This window comes from Pokkaliibacter sp. CJK22405 (genome assembly GCF_046614695.1).
In the GTDB taxonomy this organism is placed as follows: Bacteria; Pseudomonadota; Gammaproteobacteria; order Pseudomonadales; family Balneatricaceae; genus Pokkaliibacter.
Genome location: NZ_JBKKHQ010000013.1, coordinates 77784 through 101688 on the forward strand (window position 1 = coordinate 77784; position 23905 = coordinate 101688).

20 protein-coding genes are annotated in these 23905 nt (G+C 57.1%); 5 read left to right on the forward strand and 15 right to left on the reverse strand.

Going from position 1 to position 23905, the window contains the following annotated elements; genetic code table 11:
- Positions 1-77: 77 nt before the first annotated feature.
- The 6 genes from ACKC9G_RS09315 to ACKC9G_RS09340 all read right to left on the reverse strand — a co-directional run bounded on the left by ACKC9G_RS09315 (position 78) and on the right by ACKC9G_RS09340 (position 6866).
- The gene (locus tag ACKC9G_RS09315; RefSeq protein WP_411404675.1) at positions 78-1883 is read right to left on the reverse strand and encodes an aminopeptidase P family protein; all 1806 of its coding nucleotides are present in this window, start codon (positions 1881-1883) and stop codon (positions 78-80) included.
- Between the two features lie 174 nt (positions 1884-2057).
- Entirely contained in the window at positions 2058-3434 is a 1377-nt protein-coding gene (locus ACKC9G_RS09320; RefSeq protein WP_411404676.1) for a hypothetical protein, read from the reverse strand.
- A gap of 206 nt (positions 3435-3640) precedes the next feature.
- Positions 3641-4405, reverse strand: coding sequence for a class I SAM-dependent methyltransferase (locus tag ACKC9G_RS09325; protein ID WP_411404677.1), 765 nt, complete (start codon positions 4403-4405; stop codon positions 3641-3643).
- Positions 4406-4450: 45 nt separating this feature from the next.
- Positions 4451-5395: a 2-hydroxyacid dehydrogenase gene (locus ACKC9G_RS09330; protein ID WP_411404678.1), complete on the reverse strand. Its 945-nt coding sequence runs from the start codon at positions 5393-5395 to the stop codon at positions 4451-4453.
- A 69-nt stretch (positions 5396-5464) separates the two neighbouring features.
- The gene (locus ACKC9G_RS09335) at positions 5465-6010 is read right to left on the reverse strand and encodes a GNAT family N-acetyltransferase (protein WP_411404679.1); all 546 of its coding nucleotides are present in this window, start codon (positions 6008-6010) and stop codon (positions 5465-5467) included.
- 166 nt (positions 6011-6176) lie between these two features.
- The gene (locus tag ACKC9G_RS09340; protein WP_411404680.1) at positions 6177-6866 is read right to left on the reverse strand and encodes a flagellin; all 690 of its coding nucleotides are present in this window, start codon (positions 6864-6866) and stop codon (positions 6177-6179) included.
- Between the two features lie 228 nt (positions 6867-7094).
- Here ACKC9G_RS09340 and ACKC9G_RS09345 point away from each other — a divergent pair, with 228 nt between their 5' ends.
- Positions 7095-9305 carry a ShET2/EspL2 family type III secretion system effector toxin gene (locus ACKC9G_RS09345; protein WP_411404681.1) on the forward strand — a complete coding sequence of 737 codons (2211 nt, stop codon included), beginning with the start codon at positions 7095-7097 and terminating at the stop codon, positions 9303-9305.
- Positions 9306-9378: 73 nt separating this feature from the next.
- Here ACKC9G_RS09345 and ggt read toward each other — a convergent pair whose 3' ends face one another.
- Positions 9379-11169 (reverse strand): gamma-glutamyltransferase, encoded by a 1791-nt coding sequence (ggt, locus tag ACKC9G_RS09350; protein ID WP_411404682.1) that lies wholly within the window; start codon positions 11167-11169, stop codon positions 9379-9381.
- A 196-nt stretch (positions 11170-11365) separates the two neighbouring features.
- Positions 11366-11737, reverse strand: a complete 372-nt coding sequence (locus ACKC9G_RS09355; protein WP_411404683.1) for a winged helix-turn-helix transcriptional regulator — start codon at positions 11735-11737, stop codon at positions 11366-11368.
- 155 nt (positions 11738-11892) lie between these two features.
- Here ACKC9G_RS09355 and ACKC9G_RS09360 point away from each other — a divergent pair, with 155 nt between their 5' ends.
- Together ACKC9G_RS09360 and ACKC9G_RS09365 are read left to right on the forward strand one after the other, a co-directional pair.
- Positions 11893-12924 (forward strand): zinc-binding alcohol dehydrogenase family protein, encoded by a 1032-nt coding sequence (locus ACKC9G_RS09360; protein ID WP_411404684.1) that lies wholly within the window; start codon positions 11893-11895, stop codon positions 12922-12924.
- Positions 12917-13351, forward strand: a complete 435-nt coding sequence (locus ACKC9G_RS09365) for a GlcG/HbpS family heme-binding protein (protein WP_411404685.1) — start codon at positions 12917-12919, stop codon at positions 13349-13351. Before ACKC9G_RS09360 ends, ACKC9G_RS09365 begins: the two co-directional genes overlap by 8 nt.
- 113 nt (positions 13352-13464) lie before the next feature.
- Here ACKC9G_RS09365 and ACKC9G_RS09370 read toward each other — a convergent pair whose 3' ends face one another.
- From ACKC9G_RS09370 to ACKC9G_RS09400, 7 genes are all read right to left on the reverse strand, one after another.
- Entirely contained in the window at positions 13465-14022 is a 558-nt protein-coding gene (locus tag ACKC9G_RS09370) for a zf-TFIIB domain-containing protein (RefSeq protein ID WP_411404686.1), read from the reverse strand.
- A gap of 147 nt (positions 14023-14169) precedes the next feature.
- Positions 14170-14865: a TIGR02117 family protein gene (locus tag ACKC9G_RS09375; RefSeq protein WP_411404687.1), complete on the reverse strand. Its 696-nt coding sequence runs from the start codon at positions 14863-14865 to the stop codon at positions 14170-14172.
- A 3-nt stretch (positions 14866-14868) separates the two neighbouring features.
- Positions 14869-15393, reverse strand: coding sequence for a hypothetical protein (locus ACKC9G_RS09380; protein ID WP_411404688.1), 525 nt, complete (start codon positions 15391-15393; stop codon positions 14869-14871).
- Between the two features lie 15 nt (positions 15394-15408).
- On the reverse strand, positions 15409-16593 hold the full coding sequence (locus tag ACKC9G_RS09385) for an AAA family ATPase (protein ID WP_411404689.1): 1185 nt from the start codon (positions 16591-16593) through the stop codon (positions 15409-15411).
- Positions 16594-16824: 231 nt separating this feature from the next.
- On the reverse strand, positions 16825-18153 hold the full coding sequence (gene argG / locus ACKC9G_RS09390; protein WP_411404690.1) for an argininosuccinate synthase: 1329 nt from the start codon (positions 18151-18153) through the stop codon (positions 16825-16827).
- Between the two features lie 260 nt (positions 18154-18413).
- Positions 18414-18926, reverse strand: coding sequence for a cytochrome b/b6 domain-containing protein (locus tag ACKC9G_RS09395; RefSeq protein WP_411404691.1), 513 nt, complete (start codon positions 18924-18926; stop codon positions 18414-18416).
- Positions 18926-19207 (reverse strand): PepSY domain-containing protein, encoded by a 282-nt coding sequence (locus ACKC9G_RS09400; protein WP_411404692.1) that lies wholly within the window; start codon positions 19205-19207, stop codon positions 18926-18928. The genes ACKC9G_RS09395 and ACKC9G_RS09400 overlap by 1 nt, the downstream gene beginning before the upstream one ends.
- 542 nt (positions 19208-19749) lie before the next feature.
- On the opposite strand from ACKC9G_RS09400, the gene ACKC9G_RS09405 reads away from it, so the two are divergent.
- Both ACKC9G_RS09405 and ACKC9G_RS09410 read left to right on the forward strand, forming a co-directional pair.
- Positions 19750-20598 carry a peptidoglycan DD-metalloendopeptidase family protein gene (locus tag ACKC9G_RS09405; protein ID WP_411404693.1) on the forward strand — a complete coding sequence of 283 codons (849 nt, stop codon included), beginning with the start codon at positions 19750-19752 and terminating at the stop codon, positions 20596-20598.
- Positions 20599-20835: 237 nt separating this feature from the next.
- Positions 20836-23865, forward strand: a complete 3030-nt coding sequence (locus ACKC9G_RS09410; RefSeq protein ID WP_411404694.1) for a hypothetical protein — start codon at positions 20836-20838, stop codon at positions 23863-23865.
- The last annotated feature ends 40 nt before the right edge of the window (positions 23866-23905 follow it).

A 23905-nucleotide genomic window follows, 5' to 3' on the forward strand; every position in this document is an offset into this window, starting at 1 on the left:
TCCGCCTGAATAAAAAAGCCCGGCTGATGCCGGGCTTTTTTGTATCTGTGCGATTGCTTGCGCCTGCTCTAAAGGGCTCAGACAGGTTCGGTACGCCGTACCAACCAGTCACGCGCACTGCCGCTTACCTTGGGCAGCAAACGCTCGCGCACCAGCGCATGGTAAGTATTGAGCCAGGACTTCTCATCCTCCTGCAGCAAGCCAAGATCCATACAACGGGTGTCAATCGGGCACAAGGTCAACGTTTCAAAAGCCAGATAGCTGCCGAACTCAAGCTCGCCCAGATCCTGATTCATCACCAGATTCTCAATGCGCACACCCCATTTGCCGGGTCGGTAAATACCGGGCTCGATGGAGGTGATCATGCCGGGCAGCATGGTGGTCTGGGGCGCAGGCTGGGCATGGTAGGAAATCACCTGCGGGCCTTCATGCACGTTGAGGAAATAACCAACGCCATGACCCGTGCCGTGGCCATAATCGATACCTTCTGCCCACAGAGGCGCACGGGCAATGGCATCCAGTTGCGGCGATTTGATGCCGTGAGGGAATTGCGCCCGTGACAAGGCCATCATGCCTTTGAACACCAGCGCCACATCGCGTTTTTGCGCTGCAGAGGTTTCACCAACAGGCACCACGCGGGTGATATCCGTGGTCCCACCGAGGTACTGACCACCCGAATCGATCAGCAACAGACCATCGCCTTCAATCACACTGTGGGCTTCCTGCGTTGCCCGATAATGCGGCAGCGCGCCGTTGGCATTGAAGCCCGCAATGGTGGCAAAGCTTGGGCAGATATAATTCGGCCGACGGGCACGGGCAGCGGTAATCTGCTCATCAATGGTCAGCTCGGTAATACTCTCGCCCCGCGCCAGCGCCTCTTCCAGCCAGGCGAAGAACTCACACAGCGCCGCGCCATCCTCGGCCATGGCTTCACGGATATGCGCTGCTTCCGCTGCCGATTTGCGTGATTTCAGTAGCGTCGTCGGGCCAATCTGCTCAACCCGTTTTACGCCCTCTGCCACGGCACCGACAATGCCGCCGGTCACTCGCGCCGGGTCATACATCAACGTGGCATCCACAGGCAGGGACGACAGCGCCCCGGCAATGGCATCGTAAGGCTCGACGGCGATGTCATCATCTTCCAGCGCCGCCAGCAGTGCCTGATCCACCTTGCCCTCGGCCACGAATAACAGACCGCGTTCCTGACCGAGCAGCAAGTGACCGACAAACACCGGGTTGTAGTCGACATCAGCACCACGAAGCCCCGTCACCCAGGCCAGATCATCCACGGTGGAGATCAGCAGCCAGTCCGCACCGGCGGCCTTCATCGCTTCGCGTACCTGTGCCAGACGATCCGCACGGGAAGCCACCGCGTAGGGTTCAGGATGTGGATAGACCGGCGCCTGCGGCAGGCTCGCCCGGTCAGGCCAGATACTCTCAAGCAGATCCAGATCCGCCCGCAGCTGAATACCGGTGCCCAGCAGCTTTTGCTCCAGCAGACGGGTGAGGCCAAGGCTCAGTACCTGACCATCCACAGCGATGCTGTTGCCATCGGCCAGATGCTCTGCCAGCCAGTCAACCCAACCGACCTGCTGAACCGCCACCAGCTTCATCAGCTCAATGCCGGTGCCCGCCAGTTGGCTGGCCGCCTGCTCCCAGTAGCGGCTATCAACCCACAGACCCGCCCAGTCTTTCAGCACAATCAGCGTGCCGACCGAGCCGGTAAAGCCGGACAGCCAGGCGCGGCCTTGCCAGCGTTCGGGCAGGTATTCAGAAAGATGAGGGTCAGCGGAAGGAATCAGGCAGGCATCAACGCCTGCAGAGTGCATCGCCTGGCGAAGGGCCGTCAGACGGGAGTGAACCTGGGAAACCGTGGTTGTCATGCTGCGTCCTGTCAAAGGCATGGTGAGGCAAAATCGGCGCTGCCCGCAGACAGCATTGCCCCTCAGCATAACACCCACCCGCCGAGACTCAACGGCGGGCGGGCATCACTGCGTTGATTCAGACTACAGGCTGGTAGCCTAGAGCTGAATCCTATAGGTGCGCGTTAATTCCGCTCAGAACTGCGCGTCTTTCAACAGCATTTTCAGAAGATCACTCAGTATCACGCCTTCGCTCAGGGTGGTGCAGGAGCCCAGCGCCTCGCCTTCCGGTGCAGGCAGTGTGGCGGCAGGCGTCGACTCCACCGAAAACTGGCGAATATAGTTTTCTTTGGCTTGTGTCAGCGGGAAGTTGGCAGGCTCGGAGTCGTTCTTCTGGAGGTAATTGCGGTTATCCACCCAATTGTGGAACGCCATGGGTTTTTCCAGGTTAATTTGGCGATGATCGGCCACTTTCCTGCCATCGACCAGATACTGCACACCGTCATAACGCAGCTCGATTTTATAGGTGTGCCAGTCATAAATGCTGAACTCCTTCGAATCGAGCACCGTGGAGCAATAGCGCAGGCTTTTGCCATCTTCCGTGCGGCCGATGGTCTGCATCAGCAGGGTGCGATTGGACTGGCCGTCCTTAGTGTCGCTCTGCGGCATGCTGTACTCCATAAACCACGCCAGCTGCATCATGCCCGGGTCCATGGTGGTATTCCAGAACCCCCAGCCACGGCTGCCACCCTGATTTTGGGTGGTCGCACGGATCTCGGTGGTCAGCAACAGCGAATCATTAATATCCGCCCGGTACGGGTTGTTAAAGACGATATCGCGGGTGGCTTTCCAGTCGGCTTCGACATCATAGAGCGTCATCGATAGCGGATTCGACTCAAGATGGACCGGCGCGTTATGGCTCCAGGAGGAAGTGATGCCTTTGGGGGTGAGAGGGCTTTTGGCACTTTGGTACGGATAAGGCTGATCACACAGCGTGGTAACGTGCCGCTGCAACGCCTTGCCCCAGACACTCAGGCCAAGGGTCGCCAGCTGCTGGGAGGCATCAGCGGAGGTCGCGGCCTCTGTCTGCTGGGCTTTACCGGCTTTCTCCGCTGAGGCACCGACGGCCTCTGCGGCTTTATCCACAGCAGCCATTTTGCTGTCCGAAGCACCTTTGCTGCAGCTGTTGTTGTACATCTCGGCGTTGGTGTAGGCCGTGTTCACCGCATAGGCGCTGGCCGTGAGAGCCACGCAGGGTTTTTCCGCCGTGCAACCATCCACATCGCTGACATTAAAGCGGTGACTGGCGGCGGAGTCCTCACGCCAGAACCAGGTATTGAAGGTCGAATTTTCCGGCGTTTGCGAAGCGTAATTGAAGGAGTCCTGATCGACAGTCATCCAGGTCGCGGCGGCACTGATGCCGGGCAGACCGCAGGCGCCGATCACCAGCGCGAGGGCAAGTCGGCGCCCCATCGCGGGAAATGTCGGGGAGGAAAAACGGGAGTTATCGGCAAACCCGGCTTTGCTCAAAGCCTTGTTAACGGCTGCCTCTGGAACTGCATAGGCGCTCATACATTGCTCTCAAGGTATTTTTTAGGTGTAACGCCTTTCATACCTTATTTGTGCGATTCACGCCAAGCAATTGATTACTTTTCGCACACTGACAATGCGGGATATCACCTGCGGGTTTGCGCTAGCGGATGAGCGAGGAGAGGTAAGGTTACGGTGAAATAGAGCAAAAGCCACCGGACGTAGCGTCCGGCAGCCTTGTTGTTGCCTCAGCGATGAATTTTGCCGACGCGATAAACAATGTGGGAATCCCCCTCGCGGAAAGGGTTCAGCTCCCAGTCACGGAAACGAGCCTGCACTTCAAGGCCCGCCTCATAGAGCAGACTTTCGAGCTGTTCCTGCGAGGTGTAACGCAGGCGCACCTGCTGGTGCTCTTCCTCACCCTTGCGCAGGATGCGCTTATGCCAGGTCTGGCACTGGCTGATGCTGTCGTAGTAGCGCGTGGCATACTCCACCACTTCATGACAGCCCTCATCCAGATACCGCGCCAGCTCAACTTCTTCCTCGATGGGATGCAGCTGTTCCGGTGTCGGCAAGCGCAGATCGAAGACAAACACGCCCTGATCATTTAGCCAGTCGGATACCCGCTCAAGGCAGCCCTGCAAACGGGTTTCATCCAGCAGATACTGCAGCCGATGATGGCTCATCAGCACCAGCCCGAAGCGCCAGGGTGGCTCGTATGCCAACGGGTCAGCATGGATAAAGCTGATGCGCTCGGCCTCTTTTTGCTGTCGGGCATGGCTGATCAGATCCCCATCACCATCGACGCAAACGATGTCCAGATCACCGCCTGCCGCGCGGGCCAGCCGTAAGCCATCACTGTACTGCAACCCCAGCAACGGACCGCCCACCTCGGGCAATAACTGGCTCAGGTAGCGGCGGGTCACTTCATCCCGACGAGGCAGATCGCCCGTGTCGGCTTGCGAACGCTTATCGCCGTAGCGCAGCGTCTCTGACTGTCTGAGCGTGTCCATCCTCGTGTTTCTCCATCGTTAGGTCGCCGGGCTGAACTCAGCGGTTCATGACTCCGGCACCGGTGTCAAAAGTTTGCCTCCGGCAAAATGCGCCTCCAGATTGGCGTGAGCCAGCTGCGCCATGGCCTGACGGGTCTGCCAGGTGGCGCTGCCCACGTGTGGTGCCAGCACCACATTGGGCAGACTCAGGAAACGCTCATTAATGCCGGGTTCGGTGGCGAACACATCGAGCCCTGCCCCCGCGATACGACCCTGCTCCAGCGCATCCAGCAGTGCGGGTTCATCAATGATGGAGCCGCGGGCAATGTTGATCAGATAGCCTTTCTTGCCCAGCGCTTCGAGCACAGACTCATCCACCAGACCTTCAGTGCTTGGGCCACCGTAGGCGGCAATCACCAGAAAATCTGACGCCGTGGCCAGCTCGTTGAGGGAGTCGTGAAAGGTGTAGTCCACATCGAATTTGCGGGTACGGGAGTGATAGCCCACGTGCATACCGAGGGCTTCGCCGCGTTTGGCAATGGCACGCCCGATACGGCCCAGCCCCATGATGCCAAGACGGGCACCGGAGACTTTACGCTGTAACGGGAAGGCACCCTGCGCCCAGTTGCCATCGCGCACAAAGCGGTCGGCGGCGGGCAGTTGGCGGGCAATATTGAACATCAGCGCCATGGACAGGTCGGCCACATCGTCCGTCAGTACATCCGGGGTGTGGGACACCGGAATACCTCGGGCCTTGGCGGCGGCGACATCCACCTTGTCGTAGCCCACGGCGAAAACGGAAATCACTTCCAGCGCGGGCAGCTGATCGAGCAGCTCTTTGGTCACCGGACTGCCGCCACCGACAATCAGGCCACGTATTCGCGGTGCGATTTCAGCAAAGGCGGCAGGATCTTTCTTGTGCAGCCGGTCGTGGAATTCGAAATCCTTCTCCAGCGGCGACTGTAAAAACTCCGGTAGGGCCGAAGCGCCAAGTACACAGGGGCGTGCCATTGTCATCATCCTTTTTGTCATGGCGGCGCTTCACTGCGCACAGCGAACACCGCTGTTGAACTTGTGCTGTCAGTCCTGACCTTCAGCAAGTGAGAGGGCATAGAAACACGTATCAACCTGCATCACCGGGAAACGTTCGGGTAACGCCTCAGGTTCAATGCGCAGAAAGCCGTGTTTTTCATAGAAACGGTGAGCCGCCAGAAAAGCGGACGTCGTCCCCAGATAGATTTCCTCCAGCTGTTGCTCCCGCGACCAGGCAATCAGGGTCGCCAGCAATGCAGCGGCGACACCGCGCTCGCGGCCACGGTACTCGGGGTGAACGAACATTTTGCGAAGTGCGGCCTGATCATTGCCGATATCCAGCAGCGCAATCGACCCCACCACCTTGTCGCCATCCAGCGCGACCCAGAAATTCCCCTTGCCATGCTGGTAGAAGCTTTCAATCTGGCGAAGATCCGGCTGGTCCTCAAAGGTAATGGGGATATTGAACTCCTGCTGCTGGATCGGCACGATCAGCTCGGCAATGCCGGTCTGATGGCGCGCTGGCTGGCAAATCGCGATCTGCACCGCGGTGGCCGTGCCGTTAGTCGTCTCTTTCGCTACTTCAGTGTTCACCCGAATGCTCCTCAGGTCAGCGTGTCGCTTAACTCACTTGGAAAAGTCAAAAACAGATAGGTTCAGCACAAAAAAATACCCGCACAGGGCGGGTATTCATTATTCCCCTGAGTCCGGCTCAAGGGAACGCTGCTTTTGGCAACGCTGAGTCATTGGGGAGATAGCATCACACCAGCGTGTTAATCAACAAGCCCTGCTGTGCCTGACGGTCACGCTGTACTGTCAACGCAGCCTGACCCAGCACGGAATTCTGCGACTGTTCGCTGATGGTGCTGGCGTAATCGGTTTCGTTGATACGCTGACGCGCCGCCGCAGTATTCACGGCCACCAGCTGATAGGTATTGGCCTGACTCTGCAGCGCGTTGGAATTCGCGCCGTTGGTGGTCGCAGCATCATTCACGGTGGAGAAAGCACTGTTGAGGGTGCTTTGCAGGGCTGCCGGGTCAGAGGCACTGACGCCTGAGAGGAAGTTATCCTGTCCCAGCGCTTCGGAAGCCAGTGCATTAGTGCTGGCCGTCAGGTTATCCAGCTCCTGCTGAATCGCATCAGAACCGGCATACAGCGGGTTTCCGGCTTTCACTGACAGCTCGTTCATGCGCTGAAGGTTATCGTTAATCGCGCTTAACTGGCTGTCCTGAATGTTATTGAGGTTAATCTGGTCCAGCGAGTTGTAGGCGCGCTGAGTTGCCTCAGACTCTGTGGACGTCAGGCGGTTGGCGATTTGCAGACCTGCTGCATCATCGGCCGCACTATTAATCCGCAGCCCCGATGCCAGCTTTTCGTTCTGCTCTTTCTGCGTCTGCTGGAAACGGTCCAGTGCTGACGTTGAAGTATTGGAAGAAAAGGAAATGGCCATGGGTTAGCCCTCGCAGTTAAAAAACGGCACTATCTGCGCCGTTGACTATTCTTTGATCAATTATAGGGACTGACTGCCTAAAAGACAGAAGATCATTGCACCTTTTTTACTCCCTTATGTAACCATTAACAATAATTGTGTAATTGAATATTTCTCACGCCCTGCGGGGAACCTGTGATTCCAGGCATCCACTGAGGGGCAGATGCTTTTTGTCGTCAGGAATCCGACATGCCCTTGCCTATTCATGGTCTCTACGCGCCACCCATCATTGCCGGCAACTCGATTCATGCAGGCCAGCAGGAGGAGCCACAGTCTCCCGCCAGTACCATCAGTGATGCGGACAGCCTGATGCACCCGCTGACCAGCTGCCAGCCGCCAAGTACGCCGCAACGGCCTAAGTCGCCGATTCCTGAGTTCAAGCGCCACGCCTACGAGAGTCAGCAGCTGGGCGATCCGCAGCACCTTAATGGCCAGTTGCAGCTGAAAAGCAAAAAGTACGAGAACGAGCTTAACTACATCTACTGTCGCCATCTGGCGGTGCATTACCTCTATCCCGACCTGAATAACGACGGCCCGGCCGAAGCCTCCAATGCCATCTTTAAAAAGGCGTTGCGCGAAGCGGCCATCGCTGCAGGGGAGCCTCTGGAGGAGAAAAGCTATCCGCCGTACAGCGCCGGGCGTGATTTTCTGAACGAAGGCGCCGCCAGTCTGGACAAGCTCCGCGAGTATTTCAGCGATTACGATGAAGCGGAGGACCGCACCGCAGGCATCCAGAACACCCTCGTTGCCAGTGCCGATGGCAAAGCCAACCTGCTGACTGCCGGTGGCCTGGGGAATTATCTGGCCGATGCCGCCCAGTATCTGCGCAGCAATAACAAGCGCGAGGGGCGCATTCTGTTGCTGACGGCCACCCACGCCATGGCCGTGCATCTGCAAAGCAAGGATAACGACCGCCGTATTACCGCCAGCTTCTATGACCCTAACATCACCAATAAGCACCGGCGCATCGTCACCGATGACATTGAAAGCCTGCGCAAGCTGACGATGGCAGAGGCCCTGCCGTTCTTCTCCCACTACACCCAGAGCAAACCGCCCGCTAAAGACGTGACGTTTTCCCTGGCGCTGAGTGAAGACATTCCGCCGCTGAATAAAAAAACGGCGTACCTGATTCCCGACGGCGCCTCGGTCAGTGATACCGTTTCACCGCACCTGATCGAACAGCTGGTCAACCACAAACAGCACCAGACCATGAAGGATCTGGCTGAGCGCATGAAGCAGGACGGAATTACCGGCGCTGCCGCTGTGCCCTACTTCGACACCTCACCGAATGCCACCCTGGGCGCCACGAACTCGCTGATTGCCTCCCAACTGCGCTTTTCCCCGGAAAGCTCCATTCTGGGCGACCTGTGCGAGATGATGCGCACGCTGGAACTGCCCGGCGCCAAGAAAGCCGATGTGCTGACCCAGAAGTGTGATGGCCAGACGCCGCTGGAATCCCAGCGCAAATCCCTGGATGACTTCAGCACCCTGCGCGCCGGCAACCCTGACTTCGCCCGCTACTTAAAGCTGCTGGACAAAGCCGGGCTGCCCATGGCCGATGTGCTTCATATCCTGCGGCCCGAACAGTCCGGCCCGGTGCTGCAACGCCTGATGGACGCCAATAACAGCAGTGGCCTGACCGCCTTGTTTGATCTGCTGAAAAAGGCTGGCCCGGAACACCGGGAGGCAGTCAAGGCCATTCTCGATATCCGCACCCCGAGCGGCGACCCGGCGTATTACAGCGCGATGGAGCACGCCAGGACCCGCGCCTGTGATGCGTATCTGATGGGAGTGTGCGAGTGCCCCTGTCTGAATACTCAGGACAAACAAAGCCTGCTGCGCGCCGAAGTGGATGGCTTTACCGCTCTTGGCATTGCCGTGCATCAGGGCAATATTCTGGGCGCCGCCACCTTTCTGGGCGGCCTGCCTTTTATGGGCATGAAGGAAGATGAACTGGGCGAGTTGCTGCATCAGGGCAATGCTCATCCCCTCGCCCTTGGGCCTTCGGAGTTCACCGCGACGCTCGAAAAGGCACTGGAAGTACTGAACTACCACGACTACCCCGCCAATATCCGCGATCTGGTGCTCAACCTGCGGGATGATCAGGGTCTGACGCTACCGCATATTCTTTGTGCCAACGGTATGTCGAGCCGTCTGGAAGCCCTCGGTACCGGGCTTCGCCCGCTCAAGTGGGACGCTGACACCGCGCGTAAATATCTGAACGACAGCGAGAAGGATAAAGGCGCGCTGCACCGCGCTCAGGCCCAGGGGTTTTATTACATGAGCAGCTCGCTGGATCAGGCCGTCGCCAATGCCACCGCGCCCAGCCGCCCCGCAACGCCGGTCGATAGCAGCGCTGCCGTTACGGGGCTGGGAATCAGCGGCCTTGATCTTGGCTGACACTCAAGCCGCGCCCGGTTCATAAAAAAACCCGCCACACGGCGGGTTTTACTTTGTCAGCTAAGCGGTTCGCTTAATAACCGATCGCCGCTCCCGCAGGGCGACGTGGGTCATTGGCACCGTACAGATAACCTTCGCGGACCTTGCCGGACACCGCGCCATCGTTACCGGAACTGGCGGTATCGCCCTCTTTATGCGGCAGGCCAACCATAATCAGCTCGGCTGCCCCCCAGGGAGTTTGCTCCTTCAGGGTATAACCCATCTGCGTCAGCAGTTTCTGGGTATCGGGCGACAGGCCACCTTCCTCGAAATACACCACATCGGGCTGCCACTGGTGATGAATGCGTGGCGCATCCACCGCCGCCTGCGGCGCCATGCCGTGGTCGATGATATTCATCACCGTTTCCAGCGTGATGGTGATAATGCGCGAACCACCGGGTGAGCCAACCACCAGATAGATCTTGCCATCCCGCGTCACCAGCGTCGGCGACATGGACGACAGCGGCCGTTTACCCGGCACGATACTGTTTGCCTTGCCCTGCACCAGGCCATACATGTTTTTCGCGCCGACTTTGGCGGTGAAGTCATCCATCTCATCATTGAGGAAGAAGCCGGTACCGGGCGCAATCACGCCAGCGCCGAAGCGCCCGTTAATGGTGTAGGTCGTAGACACCGCATTACCGGCTTCATCGACGATGGAATAATGGGTGGTTTCGGGCTTCTCATGGGGGCCGACACCGGGCTGAACTTCGCTGGAGGGCGTGGCTTTATCGGCCTGAATCTCTTTGCGCAGGGAGGCGGCGTAGTCTTTGCTCAGCAGCTTTTTCAGCGGCACATCGACAAAATCCGGGTCGCCCAGCAGGGTGTTGCGGTCAAGGTAGGCGTGGCGCATGGCCTCGGTCATGTAATGCACCGACATCGCCGAGCCGTAACCCATGCCCTTGATGTCATAACCTTCGAGGATATTCAGAATCTCGCACATAGTGGTACCGCCGGAGCTGGGCGGTGGCGCAGAGATAAATTCATAGCCGCGGTAACTGCACTCGACGGGCAGGCGCTCGACGGCCTTGTAGCTGGCGAAATCCTTCGCCGTCAGGATGCCGCCACCCTGACTGGACGCGGTTTCCACGGCTTTGGGAATCTCGCCTTCGTAGAAAGCACTGGGGCCTTCTTTGGCGATACGCTCAAGGGTGTTGGCCAGGTCCGTCTGCACCAGACGATCACCCGGTTGCATCGGCGTACCGTCGGGGCGCAGGAAGATTTTGGCGGAAACCGGATCAGCCTTGAACTTGTCGATGGAAGTATCCAGCACATCGGTATCGGCGCGGGTCAGCACAAAGCCGTCGCGGGCAAGTTTGATCGCCGGCGCCATAATCTGTTCACGGCTGAGTTTGTGGCTACCGTACTGCACAAGGGCCATTTCCAGACCGCGCACCGTACCGGGCACGCCGGCGGCCAGATAACCGTAGAGGCTCGCACCTTTTTTCAGCTCGCCCTTGGCATCCAGATACATATCCGCCGTCGCCGCGGCCGGTGCCTGCTCACGAAAGTCGATAAAGGTGTCTTTGCCATCGGCTAAGTGCAGCGTCATAAAACCACCGCCGCCGATATTACCGCAGCAAGGGTTCACCACCGCCTGGGCATAGCCCACGGCCACGGCCGCATCGACCGCGTTGCCGCCGGCTTTCAAAATATCGACCCCAATCTGCGAGGCCAGCCGCTGGGAACTCACCACCATGCCGTGCTGAGCCTCGACCGCAGGCAGGGACGCTGCCTCGGCCACCGGCAGGCCGGAGAGGGCAAAAATCGACAGAGGAATCGCTGCGGCCAGTGGTCGCAACGCAAAGGAAAGGGGTAAGCGCATTGAAGGCTCCTTGCCATCAGATCAGTCGGGTTCGCCGGGCGCCTGCACGCGGTGCGCAAGCGGCCAGCCTTTCTCCACAGCCTGAATGACTATAGGCCAAAGTGCGGTGGCTGCGCTTTCGGCTGCGGCTCAACAGTCTGTCTTGCGGCAGCCGGTTTCACTGCCGGGAACGCATCAAGGCGTTATGGCCATGTTCTCAGGACGCTTCCGTCACCTTGCGACGCTCATCAAACAGGCTCAGGTTGTCATCGCCCCACGCCTTCAGCGCTTCCAGAATTGGTGACAGGCTCTTACCGCGTTCAGACAGACTGTATTCCACCTTGGGCGGCACCTGCGGATACACCTCTCGCTCGATCAGCCCATCGACTTCCAGCTCACGCAGCTGGTTGGTAAGCATGCGCTGGGTGACGCCCGGCAGATTTCGGCGCAGTTCATTGAAGCGCAGCACGCCGGATTCACGCAGGTGCCAGAGAATCACGCACTTCCATTTACCGTCAATCAGGCTGATGGCGGCTTCCACGGCGCAGCCGGGGTTACAGTCGAGGCGGGAATGTCGGGCTTTGGCCATTACAGTATCCTTTTTGATACTACCTGCACTTTTTGTCACTACTGGTGAAAAACTTCACTAAGTACAGATAAGCACACTAGTAGCGTTTTTTGTGCGTAGTCGCATTTTTCTCTGTACGTCATTGTAGAGCCTCATTTGACAGAAGGAAGCCCTGCATGAAAACCATCGCCTTCACCCACAACGGCCCCATCGACCGCGCCGATGCCCTGCAACTGCTGGAACTGCCCCGCCCTGAAGCCACAGGCCGCGACCTGCTGGTGCAGGTCAAAGCCATCTCCGTCAATCCGGTGGATGTGAAACTGCGCCAGAATGCCGACCCGGCCAGTCGCCCGGAAGGCTATCGCGTACTGGGCTGGGATGCGGCGGGTATCGTGACTGCCGTGGGGCCTGAAGTGGAAGGCTTCGTGCCGGGTGATGAAGTCTGGTACGCCGGGGATATCACCCGCGCGGGCAGTAATGCCGAATATCAGCTGGTGGATGAGCGCATCGTCGCCAAAAAGCCGACTACCCTCGACTGGGCAGCGGCGGCGTCTCTGCCGCTGACGACCATCACCGCCTGGGAAGGCCTGTTTGACCGCCTGAATGTGAACCGCCCGGTTCCCGGTGCGACGCCCGCCATTCTGATCATTGGCGGCGCCGGTGGAGTGGGCTCCATCGCCATTCAGCTGGCGCGCCAGTTAACCGACCTCACCGTGATTGCCACCGCCTCCCGCGAGGAAACCCGCGCCTGGGTGAAGGAGCTGGGCGCCCACCATGTGATTGACCACAGCCAGCCACTGCCAGCACAGATCGACGCCCTCGGCCTTGGCGCACCGGCCTTTGTGTTCTCCACCACCCACACCGACCAGCATCTGGCGGACATTGCCCAGCTGCTTGCCGTGCAGGGCCGACTGGTACTGATTGATGACCCGGAAACCCTGGATATTCGACGCTTCAAGGAGAAATCCCTGTCAGTGCACTGGGAGCTGATGTTTACCCGCTCTCTCTTCACCACGGCGGATATCGCCGCTCAGGGTGAGTTACTGGCCGCCGTCGCCCAGCTGGTGGATGAGCAAGTGATTCGCCCCACCCTCAACAAAACCCTGTCGCCGATTAATGTCAGCAATCTCATCAGCGCCCACCGCGAAGTGGAAAGCGGTTCGATGTGCGGCAAGCTGGTGCTGGAAGGATGGCAAGCCGATGACTGATACCGGGACTTATCTGATCCCCACAGCGCAGCTGAGTCTGCAGGCTGCAGAAAACCTGTTGGCCCGGAGTCTTGCCGGAGCTCGCGAGGCCGGTTTCCCGGTCGCCGTGGCGGTGGTGGATAGCGGCGGCGCCTTGCGCGCTTTTGCCCGCAGCGATGATGCGCCCTTTCTGACGGCGCAGGTAGCGATGGACAAAGCCTGGACCGCCGCCTCCTTTGGCTTCTCCACCGCCGAGTGGAATGACTATATGGCCAACCCCAGAGTCGCTCCGCTGGCCAATACTCCACGCATGATGCCTGTTGCCGGTGGCATTGCCCTGCGCCGGCACGGGCAGATTATCGGCGCAATCGGTATCTCCGGCGGTAGTTATACGCAGGATGATGAACTGGCCCGCTCGGCCATTGCCGCCCTCGGGCTGGCTGAGTAACGACTTTTTCAGGATCAGCGAACGCGCGCAAAGCTCAATATCACCGCGCCAGAACGCAAAACGGCGAAGGAGTCACCTTCGCCGTTTTTGTTTTCACCGGGTAGCGTTGCCGCTTAACGTTCTGCCGAGTATGGGTCCGTCGCCAGCAGATAGGCACGCACATCGGCCTTGCGCGGATGACTGTTCAGCCAGGCGCGGATTTCCTTCACGCGGGAGTAGTCCTCATCACCAAACTTGCCCTGATACAGCTCGGTAAAGGCTTCCTTGGCGGTGGTGTTTTTCAGCTTCTTTTGCCAGTGCAACGTCAGGATGCTGTTCAGCGAACCGGCCAGGCCTTCGCTTTTCAGCAGCTCCCACTCGCCTTTATCCAGCCAGATGCCACCCACAGTGGCGCTGTAATCCAGACGATGGTTATGTCGGGCCGACATGCGGTAACGCTGCATCAATACGCCGGAATCCGGGCAGAGCATCGCGCTGGGGGTATCGACGGCATCCGCTTCGCTGAAAAGGAGCGAGGTCGAGAAAGGGTAATTCGGGTGGTTATCTTTCCAGGCGACGAAATCCTCAATCAGGATCCAGTTACCACCGCAGTGAGAGCAGGTGTGCGCGCGGAAAAGTTGGTCCATGTTACCTTCAACCAGCGTACCCGCTTTACAACTTGTGCATTGCATCGTGCCATTCCTTGTTTGATCACGTATCAGCCGCGCCATACTTTGCCCGTGAATGTCAGGACTGACAAGTTAAAACACCCCGTCCACAGGCGCTGAAGGCCAAGGTTGCAGGCTTTATCCACAATCGATCTGGAGAACACACCGCGGTCACGGCGAGCGCGTTTTTCCGCTAACGCTAAGAAGCTCCGTGGAGTTCAGCGCCTTTAATGAAGCCTTCACCTGTCGCATCACACTGCCCGCCGTCAGGCTGCGCCACGGGTGCAACGGCAAACCGCCCTCGGTAAGCATCTGCGCCGTCCAGCGGTTACAGGTGTTGGTCAGGTAATAGTGGCCTTTGGCCGCGTAGAAATAGCTTTTGCCGTAAATACCGGGCTGGGTGATCACCCCGTGGCCCTGAGCATCCAGCACAAAGGTCGCCAGTACCGACTGCTGTAATTTCGCCATGCCCTCCTGAGACACCGGCACGGCCACGACCTTGCTGGCACTAAAATAATCCGCTGGCGCTTCCGGCACCGACACCACATGCAGAATGCTGTCCGTTGGCCAGAACATCGCCTTCAGGGTCAGCTTGACGGTAATTTCCGGCGCCTGATAAAAGCCCTTATCGCCCCAGCCAATCTCGACATAAGGCCCGTCGACAAAATCTTCCTTGAGGAAGTTCAGCGCAGGTAGCAGCTCTGCCGTCGGCAGAATAATCCCCGTATGCCAGTCATGACTCACGACATAAAGGGTTTGCTGATTCGCCGCCGTGGGCGGGTGTTGCCAGGGTGAAGTGCTGCAGCCGGTAAGAAAAAGAAAGCCGGGCAGCAAAAGCCAGAACAGGCGCTGGCAGAGGCGATTCATGGTTTAAGGATTGCTGTCGCTGATGGCGTTCCGCACATCAACAACAGAGCTATTTGTAGTGCTCTCTAAAACTACTTTAGGAAATAGTGCAGCATAAGATCTTGACTGTGTATGTGGGCCGTTTAAACGCGGGTGAAGCCGCTTTTTAAGATCCTGACTAGTTTCGTGTTCGTTAACACGCTCACCCAAAACATCCAATAAAGCACCTTCGAGAGACTGTGGCGACCAGAGGATAATATCAAATCCGCCTTCTCTAGCCTTTTTACTATCTTCTGCATTTGGTGGAAGATCAGAATCTAATACAAATAACTTACAATCATATTCATCCGCTTTAAAAGTACGCAATGCATTGGTAATTATATTACCGGCAGACCCACCATCTCCTGACTCAATTTTTGGCCCTTTATTGCCCTTTTGACGACGAAAAAAAAGTTCTTTCATATGGTTAATAAAAGCCTCATCGTCGGCACCTTCACCAACAATCAAGAGAGTTGTCTTAACAATGGGGCGTTTCGCTTTCCTTGCCATCCATGACACCTCTATTCAAAGATCAGGTACAGCACCGAGGGCGCCTGCCATATATTTTGCGTAAAGGTTGTCGTCAGCACGCAAACCTGTCATTTCATCTAAACGCCATGCTTCACTTCGTTGATTATATTTTTCGACCAAATACACTTGGTGTTTTTGTAACCGATTTAAAATTTGAGGGGCATGACAAGTGAAAATCAACTGCGCTTGATGAGGGTTGGTATGCTCTAACCTGAACCACTCCATTAGCTGAGGCACAAGGTGTGGATGAAGATCATTATCTAATTCATCAATAACGGCAATTCCCCCATGATGAAGAGCAAATAAGATTGGCTCTAAAAGCACAAATGCCGATTGAGTTCCGCTAGATTCATCAAAAAACGCCAACTCAAAAGAGTTTCCATCTTCATCACTATGTTTTCCAAATGGCAAAAAGAATGATACTTCTGTACCTTGCTCATCCGTTCCTTTTACCTCCCGAATATCTATACTACTAATACCTAAATCAAAGCCACATAAAACCTCAGATAAACGTGGCAATAAACTAGGATATTTAATAAAACTTTCTGCAGCCCCAACAACATGACCATGCTCAAAATGACGTCGACCTATACGATTAACATTAGTCATAATACGTTCAAAAAATTCAACAAAAGGTCGAGCTTCTTTTACATCATAGCTATGAGCCGCAGCGATTAAAGAAGCATTCCCTCTTAATTTTTCTGCTTGGGCTTTATTAAACGGAAATCCCTTTTGCTTAAAGCTATATCCGGTCTCATTTTTCTCACGCTTGAAAATATAACTATATTGGCTACTGGTTTTAGCAAACATAGCCTCAGAAATAACCTCTCCACGCGTTAAGCTAACTTGATATCGATATTCGCGATCATTCAGCACAAACTCGATTTCGAATCGAGTAGGTTCACTCACTTTGAATCTATGAGGTTCGATAGGATTTTTATCTTCTGGTTTCGCTGATAGAAATGAGTGTGCGATAAACCATCTTAGAAAGGCTAAAGGTTTAAGCAACTGTGTCTTACCAGCGCCATTGGCGCCCATGATAGCGATGGCTTTGGTGTAACGTTTATCTCCGATCGATAGATCATAGCCGGAAGGAGTCGGCTGTTTCCCTACGCTAAAGTCGATGACCGTCTCATCAGCAAAGCTATAGAAGTTTTCGATGGTCAGCTTAGTAATCATATTCTTCAAAAACCAACAATGTTTTGTTGATATTGCAGATACACAAACCAATTAGCAAGAGACATATCAGCCAACTACACACATATCAAGCTCGCCAACATGTTCGCCACTAAGCAGTGTGCGCACTGCAGTTAACAAAAAAGCTCCCCGAAACAACTACCACATCAGGCAGGTTTCGGGGAGCTTTTTTTAGCACGGCGGCCGCCTAGGCAGCCGCGTGTTATTGCAAACTTACTTCTCTTCGAGCTGTGGCAGCGCGCTGGTCACAGAGGCAGAGAGCAGGCCGCTTTTCGCGTAGACACCCAGTTTCGCGCGGGTGTCGGCGATATCCAGGTTACGCATGGTCAGCTGGCCGATACGGTCGTTCGGGGAGAAGGCAGACTCGCCTTTTTCCATGGTCAGACGCTCGGCTTCGTAGGTCAGGTTGGGGGATTCGGTGTTCATGATGGAGTAGTCGTTACCACGACGCAGCTCCAGCGTGACTTCGCCGGTGATGGCAGAAGCCACCCAACGCTGTGCGGTTTCACGCAGCATCAGGGACTGGGAATCAAACCAGCGGCCCTGATACAGCAGACGACCCAGACGAATACCGTTGATGCGGTATTGCTCGATGGTGTCTTCGTTATGGATACCTGTCACCAGACGCTCGTAGCAGATGTGCAGCAGCGCCATTCCCGGAGCTTCGTAGATGCCACGGCTCTTGGCTTCGATGATACGGTTTTCGATCTGGTCGCTCATGCCGAGGCCATGACGGCCACCGATGCGGTTCGCTTCCAGCATCAGTTCAACTTCGCTGGCGAAGGTCTGGCCATTCAGGGCCACAGGACGGCCTTCTTCGAAGCGCACAGTCACGGTTTCAGGAGCGATCTTGACGCTTTCGTCCCAGAACTTCACGCCCATGATGGGGTTAACGATATGCATGCCGGAGTTCAGGAATTCCAGATCCTTGGCTTCGTGAGTCGCGCCCAGCATGTTGGAATCGGTGGAGTAGGCTTTTTCGGCTGACATTTTGTAGTCGAATCCGGCCTTGGTCATGAATTCGGACATTTCCGCACGACCGCCCAGCTCTTCGATGAAGTCATCATCCAGCCAGGGCTTGTAGATTTTCAGTTCAGGGTTAGCCAGCAGGCCGTAACGATAGAAACGCTCGATATCGTTACCTTTGTAGGTGCTGCCGTCACCCCAGATGTTGACGCCGTCTTCTTTCATGGCGGTCACCAGCATAGTGCCGGTCACAGCGCGGCCCAGCGGGGTGGTGTTGAAGTAGGTGTTGCCACCGGTAGTCACGTGGAAGGCGCCACACTGAATCGCGGCGATACCTTCAGCCACCAGCTGCTTGCGGCAGTCGATCAGACGGGCATCCTCGGCGCCGTACTGCTTGGCCTTACGGGGAATGGCAGTGTAGTCGTCTTCATCGGGCTGGCCCAGGTCTGCCGTGTAGGCATAAGGAACCGCACCCTTGAGACGCATCCAGTGCAGCGCTGCACTGGTGTCCAGGCCGCCAGAGAAGGCGATACCCACACGTTGGCCGACAGGAAGGCTTTTGAGGATGGTGGTCATGGGTTTTGAGTCCGCGGAATAATGAGATGAGATGGCCGTGCACAGCCGGAAAAAACGATGGGCAAATACTATCAGCCCGCTTCGGTCTGTCAAATCCGGCGGCGCTCACCACACCGATCACGACAGGCCTTTCACGCCACTGTTCGCGTTGGTTCGCAGGTTTTTCAGGCGATATTGCACGCAGTCGCCCTCAGGCCGGAAAACAAAAAGGGCGACCGCGTTAGCGTCACCCTTTCCTTAAGTTTCCTGCCGATGATTCTCTATTTACGTCCGGTAATCATGGCGCGTACCAGCCGTTCGCCGGTTTTGTGCATGGTCCAGAACACCGCAGCAATGTGAACACCGGCGAAGACCAGAATGGCATTGGCAAAAAAGCTGTGAATGCCGTGCATCAGGTCATCACCCCAGAAGGTATCGGTGGTGAGCAGGTAGCCGGTCAGGGAGGTCATAAACACCAGAAACAGCAGGGCAACAATCATCGCGCCGCCCGCCGGGTTATGGCCTTCATATTTGGGGTGCTCGCCTTTCCAGAGTTGCTGGATATACGCCTTGAAGCGGCGTGGCCCCGGCACGAAGTGGGCAAAACGGGCATGATGGCTGCCGATAAAGCCCCAGATCACTCGTGCCACGACCAGTCCGCCGAGGAAGTAACCCACGTAGCGATGGTTGGTACGCCCTTCTTCCAGCACCATTTCATTCAGAACGATGCCGATGACCAGACTCCAGTGAAACAGGCGGACGAAAGGGTCCCAGATCCAGCGCTTAGTCGTCATTAGTCTTCCTCTTTGACCTTGTTCATGGTGACGGGATCAAAATAGATCTCGACACGTTTGCCTTCGGCGCTTTTGCCGTACAGCTCATAGCAGCCGGTTTTGGTTTCCTTGAACTTCTTGATGCTGTAGCCCATTTCCTGAATCTTTGCCTTGGCCGCGTCCTGGGTCATCCACTTGTCTTTAGGGGCATCGGTACAGGTCGGATCGGCCAGTGCCACGTTGCCAAGAGCGGCGCCCAGCAGGGTCAGGGCCAGGGTCGACTGCAGTAATTTTTTGTTCATTGTTGGTATCTCTCCAGATCGAACACATCGCAAAAGCGTCGATGTGCCATTGACGGTAGGCGTGCAGTCTTAAGGCAAACTTAAGCCGCTCTTCACGGAGTGTGACGACTTTTTTGCACTGTCATTCATGTCATTGCGAACGCAATTCACTTAATTTTTCGTTAAGTAATGAACTCCAGGATGTAGGTCAGACAGCGCTGATGTTGACCCATGGATGACCCTTCCCCTGTGATCCCTGCGGTCATCGTCACGCCCTGCCAAAGACAGAAACCCGCGCGTTTACGGGCAACAAAAAAAGGCCATCTGCGATGGCCTTTTTCATTAGGTCGGGATATCCGGCTGCGCCCGGCTGGTGTCCCTGTAGCGATGCTCAAATCCTGGCTCCCATTTCCTATGTTTCATAAAGCGTTCGCAGCATGCCGTAAATATCGCCCATGCCAGAGGCATGCTTTAGACTCAGCAACATTAAGCGGTATGCCGTTTTTTCGCGTTTACGCCCCCATAGAAGACTAAATTCCTCGTTCCTGACCAAGGTAGTTATTGTGAAAAGCTGCTTTTTAAAACGCTCATTGCTGACGCTTGCCTTGATGGCGCTTTCGCTGGCGAACCCGCTGGCCCATGCTGAGGGGTTTATTACCCGGCTGCTGAACCATCCGGTACCGGGTGGAGTGGCAGTGGTGGATCTTGGTGAGGGCACCAGCGCGCCGGATGCCCGGTATGAAGGCAAGCCGGTGCTGCGCATCAGGGAGGATGACCAGCGCTGGATTGCCATTGTCGGCATTGACCTCAAAACCGCGCCCGGTCGCCAGCAGTTGCTGGTGAACGGCCAGCCGCTCGCCTTTACCGTGGAGTCGCGCCATTACAAAGAACAGCACATCAAGATCAAGGACAGCCGCAAGGTCGATCCGCTGGCTGAGGATTTGAAGCGCATCAACCGCGAAATGGCCGAACAGAACAGCGCCTATGCGGTGTTCAGCCCGGATCAGCCGAGCAATCTGCTGTTTGACCTGCCGGTGGATGGCCCGCTCTCCAGCCCCTTTGGTCTGCGCCGCTTCTTTAATGGCAAGGAGCGCAACCCCCATTCCGGACTGGATTTTGCCGTCGGCGCCGGCACCCCGGTGAAAACCCCGGCGGCAGGCAAGGTGCTACTCACGGGCAACCTCTTCTTCAACGGCAACACGGTGTTTATCGACCACGGTCAGGGGCTGATTTCCATGGTCTGCCACTTATCAGAAATTGATGTGAAGAAAGGTCAGGTGCTGCCGCGCGGTGCCGTGGTCGGCAAGGTCGGCCAGACCGGTCGGGCCACCGGCCCGCACCTGCACTGGAATGTCAGCCTCAATGGTAACCGCGTCGATCCGAGTATCTTTATTGGCCGTTATACCCCCTGATCGACGCCGTTTTCGATGATTTAGCACGGTTATTTGTCCTTCACCGACCCGCGCGGGGAACTCGCCCCGCTTTGCCTTCACTCAGTCAGGGAATCAGCACTTTAGCTATTTTCGGGACCTGCTTACCTCATGTGCATCGTCCCGATTCTTTTTTCCTGAAGTGACCGCCCGCGGCATGGATGTCCACGCGAGCACTGTGAGCACTGTCACCCCAGAGCCACCTGAGACGGGATTTCCATGATCCGTACCATTCCTGCACATCACGCTGCCGGTGACCTGATCAGCAGCACGCCATTACAGACCCGCCCTGGGCTTCAGGGTATCGCCGGGCCACACCAGAGCCAGGACGATGTCGACCTGCACCAGCAGCAACAGCTGCAGGCCAAACTCGAACAGCTCAACCAGCACAGCACTCAGCGCGGTGAGATTGATACCGATGTGCAGCGCAATCTTGAGCGCCACTGGCGGCATGATCGCAGTGTGCATCAGGACTGGCTGGCGAGTTCCCCTCACAGCGAAAGGCGCCGTCAGGAGCTGCATCAGCTGCCCGGAGGCGAGAAGCTGGCCGGTCAGTACGGCCTGTCGATTTCCATGGCGAAAAAGATGGAGCGGGAAATTAACCCGCAGCTGCGCATTACCAATCAGGTCGATGCCCACTATCAGCGCGATGCGCCCTCCCAGGCTTTTCGTCAGCGCTGTCTGGATATTTTCGCCAAACAGGGCGGCAATCCGCGCTCGCCGGTGGTGTTTATCAACAGCATCAACGCTGCAGAGCGGGTACTGACGCATTTGCCGAAAGAGCATCTGGATGGCGAGACACCGCGACAATATCTCAACCGTAACCTGAAACCCTTACAGGCCGGGCTGTTTGCCCTGAAGCTGGATTCCCGCGAGGCCCAGACAACGGCCAACTATTTCACTTACGCCTTTGGCGGTACGCCGTCGCTGTACGGTGCGATGGAAACCGCACTGCCGCCGATGAAGCACACCCAGCCGCCCCGGCCCCTGAGTAATCTGGCGCTGGTCGATACCCTTCGTGGCGAGCCGGGCACCAATGTGATTGATCGCCTCAAGGGCCTGCCCCGCGACCACAATCTGGCGGCCTTGTCGGATACCGCCGGAGCGATGATCGACACCCTGCTGGACACCATTGAGGATCATCAGGACAACCCCAGGGTGCGCAGTAATCCGCTGCTGCATCAGGGGCTGACATCACTGCGTAACATCGCCGATGTGATGCCAAGCCTGACCCACGACAGCCGCAAGTTCATCAGTGCCTACCATGCGCTGGTCGAGGAAATCGGCATTTGCCTTGGCGCCTTTCAGCCCTACAACCATGAAGGTTTTATTGAAGCGGCCTCAGACATGCTGCCGCTGGATCAGCTCTCGCCGAACATTCCCGTGCCGCGACCTTACCTCACCTCCTCAGGCATGGGGGCGATTACCCAGGCGGTTGAGCTGGTCAGCACCCTGACGGGCAAGCCGGATATCCGCAACGCTTTCTCCGGCAAGTACGGTGAAAGCCCGGCCTATTTTGAGGTGGATTACCTGCGCCGGGTGATGAAGTTTGGTGAGAACAGCCGCGAAGCCATTTACGCCACACTCAATCACAGCCTGCCCGGCATCAAGGAAGATGACAGCCAGCGCAGCTGGGATGTGGACGGCGTGATTGATGCCACACGGCGCTCTCTGGGGAAAACCCCCAATAACAAACCGCTGCTACTGGTGCTGGATGCCACCCTGGAGCGGCCCAATGATCTCAGCAAGCTGGCCGGGCATTTCTCCCGCGAAATTGAGGATGGCAAGCTGCGCCTGCTGATCTGCAAGAGCTATCAGAAGTATTCCAACCTGGGCACTGCCAAGGTGATGGCGGGGAGCATCTCGCTGATTTCCAAAGCCGATGGCCCGGCGCGTGAGGCGCTGATGCAGCTGCGCGCCAACGAGAAGGATCTGGCCTGGTATCACAATCCGGAAACCCAGTTGCTGACGCACCTGCTGCGCCATCGGGATCAGGAGTTTGCCCAGCTTAATCAGGCCACGGCCAACGCCCGCTTTGTGCGGGAGAACTTCTTTAACGGCAAGAATGGCAACACCCGCTTTGACGGGGTCGACAGCCACCTGCCTTTTAGCCTGCACAAGGACAATCCCGCCGAGATGAAGCACCGCTTCAGCTTTAACCTCGGTGGACAGGCTCAGCGCGTGAGCTTTAACCGCAGCGGCCATCTGAACAAGGAAGCGGTGCGCTACCGTGACAGTTTCGCCTTTGCCAACACCACCCGCGCCGGTATCCCGATGGAGGATGACAAGCTCGGCATGCGCCTGTGTTACGGGCAGGAAAGCCAGGCGGAGCTGACTGAGAGCTTCTACATGGCGGGCAAGCTGATGCATGCCAAGGGCAGCAAGTGGTCAGTGACCGATGCCCACAAGGAAGTGAACCTGCTGATTAACCAGTCCCTCGGCAACAAGGCGGCGCTGTCGACCGCGCCGCTGCTGCAGAAACTCAACGACGTCGCCAAAAAAGAGTACAGCACGACCTCGCCGATCATGGATGCGGTTTCCAATGTGGAAACCCTGCGCCATCTGCGCGAGGCCGACCCCAAGGCGGGTCGCACTTTTAACAAGATCGCCTCGGTACTGATTCACGCCTCCGGGCTGATCCGTGAATACGTCAGCACGGCGGACTGCTGTGGTGGCGCCGACCGGAGTCTGCTCGATGAACTGCTGAATGCCATGCTCGATAGCGGAATGCCGGGCGTATCCTCTTCCGGGCGCGGCAGCATTCTGGCGCTGTATAACCATCTGGCGGTGGCCGACATGACCCAGGGCAGCCCGGATCAGCAACTGGATGCCATGAAACGTCTGGCCCGTGCCGCCCAGCGTTATCCGGCGCAGGCAGGCAATGCCGACATGCTGACCACTATCCCGGACCGGCTGTTTAAACGCGCCGACAGTGCGGATCAGCAGGCCGTGATTGACGCCATGTTTTCCCCTTTGGATGCCAAGTCCAAAGTCGGCATGATCGATCATCTAATCAAGAAACATCACTTCGCCACGGCCGAAAGCTGCATTCAGCGCTTTGAGCAGCAGCTCGACAAACTCATGCTGGCGCCTTCAGGCACGCTGGCCAATACCGCCGAACCCGGCGTCGGGCCGCACTCTCTGCCGATGGCGGACCGTAAGGCGATTCGTGACCGGTTGATTCAACAGCAGCTGGAAGCACGCCGACCGCCCGAAGGTGTGCCCACGCCACCGCCGCCGGAAAGCTGATTTTTGCCCCGGTGCAGCGCATCGGGCAGCAATAGCACTC